The organism is Stenoxybacter acetivorans DSM 19021 (assembly GCF_000745895.1).
GTDB lineage: Bacteria > Pseudomonadota > Gammaproteobacteria > Burkholderiales > Neisseriaceae > Stenoxybacter > Stenoxybacter acetivorans.
On record NZ_JQKE01000137.1, the window covers coordinates 1 to 1505 of the forward strand.

Sequence of the window (1505 nt, forward strand, 5' to 3'; positions counted from 1 at the left end):
TAATTTTTAATCAATTTTTTAATCACTAAAATTTTAGGAGAATCAAAATGGCACTTACTAAAGAACAAGCTAACGCACTTCTTGCCAATGTTTCTGCTGATGAAGATTTGCGTAATTTAATTGCTCAGCTTGATGTTACCGGCTCAGATTCTACTACCTTGCTATATAGTAACAGCATAGTGAATAGCAAAAAATCATAGAATATAGCCATTTACAAAAGCATTTTCTGTAAAATATTTTCGCAAATGGCTTGATAAACAAAAACGGCACACTGCTTGAGCAATATAAATCAAGGATTTGGTTGTTTACCACACTTTAAATAAAGGATATGTATTATGGCTTTTGTGAATGAAATTGTTTCTGAAGAAGATATTCAGAAATATGGGCTTGATGAGCTTATGAGTGATTTTAATCCTTTTAGCCTTTATTGGAGAAAAAATATTAAAGAAAGACCTTCAACTTTCAGACATGCTTGGACGATAGATCGTGAGCGAAATATTTATTTTATGTTGGTTAAAAGAATAGATGAAACAGGTCCAAGCGGGCGTCCTGAGCCAACAAATAAAAGTATTTTTATACTTGACTTTCAGGGAAGACGCGTGTGTATTACGGTTGAACGTGCTTATTGTTCACCTTCTTTCTCAGATAACCCATTTCAGATTGTGTGGGATTTGTTAGAAATAGATGCTTCAGCTGTACCGAAAATGCCAAAAACTGAAGTAATTGATATTCTTAAAGAAGCACTTTTGGTTTATGGTTATGAAGGTGCTAAGTATCAAAAAGTTCCCAACACTGTTGTCAAATTCAATTTTTAATTATTAAAATTTTAGGAGAATCAAAATGTCCCTTACCATGACAGAAGCCAATGCACTTCTTGCTAATGTTTCTACTGATGAAGATTTGCGTAATTTAATTGCTCAGCTTGATGTTGCCGGCTCAGGTTCTACTACATTGCTATACAGCGGCGATATAGTGAGCGGGGGAAAAGCGCATGATATTGCTTTAGAGTTTTCGGAGCAAAATGCAAATATACGTATTATTGATAATACTGAAGCGGGAAAATTTCTTGACTATAAAACAAATGAAACTTTGGGATTAAAGTTAAGAGAATTATTCGGTCCCGAATTTGAAACTCGCGGCAGTACCGGCAACAAATTCCTCTACGGCGAAAACGATGGCACAGGTGTTTGGGCTTCAACTTCCCAACGTTTTGTTGGCGAAGCGGTTGGCGAAGTTCGGGTATTGGGACCGGGTGCGTCTGCTTCAGGCGTTTTTGCTTTGGTTGAATTACCCACGTTGTTAAAAAATCCCAATATAACCGCCGTTGAAGGCATTGATATTCAGGATTTACGCGCACTTGAAGCCAATGGTGAAAATATTCTTAAATACATTAAAGATGTCTCGGTTTTTCATACGGTTTCTTGTGATTTAAAAATCACAGAAATAAATGGTCAAATGGTTTTAAGCGGTGCAGATGATTATCTTTACAGAATAACCGATGTTGA

The 1505-nt window shown here is 36.0% G+C and carries 3 protein-coding genes; all 3 read left to right on the forward strand.

Features of this window, described 5'->3' with window-relative positions:
* Positions 1–47: 47 nt before the first annotated feature.
* On the forward strand, positions 48–200 hold the full coding sequence (locus tag Q384_RS13510; RefSeq protein ID WP_156956560.1) for a hypothetical protein: 153 nt from the start codon (positions 48–50) through the stop codon (positions 198–200).
* A gap of 135 nt (positions 201–335) precedes the next feature.
* Positions 336–815: a hypothetical protein gene (locus tag Q384_RS10960; protein WP_037588120.1), complete on the forward strand. Its 480-nt coding sequence runs from the start codon at positions 336–338 to the stop codon at positions 813–815.
* A 25-nt stretch (positions 816–840) separates the two neighbouring features.
* Positions 841–1505 (forward strand): hypothetical protein (locus Q384_RS12765; RefSeq protein WP_211251111.1); only part of this gene is annotated, 665 nt, incomplete at its 3' end.

What these genes read in the sequence shown, in the direction of transcription:
- Q384_RS13510 (WP_156956560.1), top strand. Translation starts at nt 48, where the DNA reads ATGGCACTTACTAAAGAACAAGCTAACGCACTTCTTGCCAATGTTTCT.
- Q384_RS10960 (WP_037588120.1), top strand. Translation starts at nt 336, where the DNA reads ATGGCTTTTGTGAATGAAATTGTTTCTGAAGAAGATATTCAGAAATAT.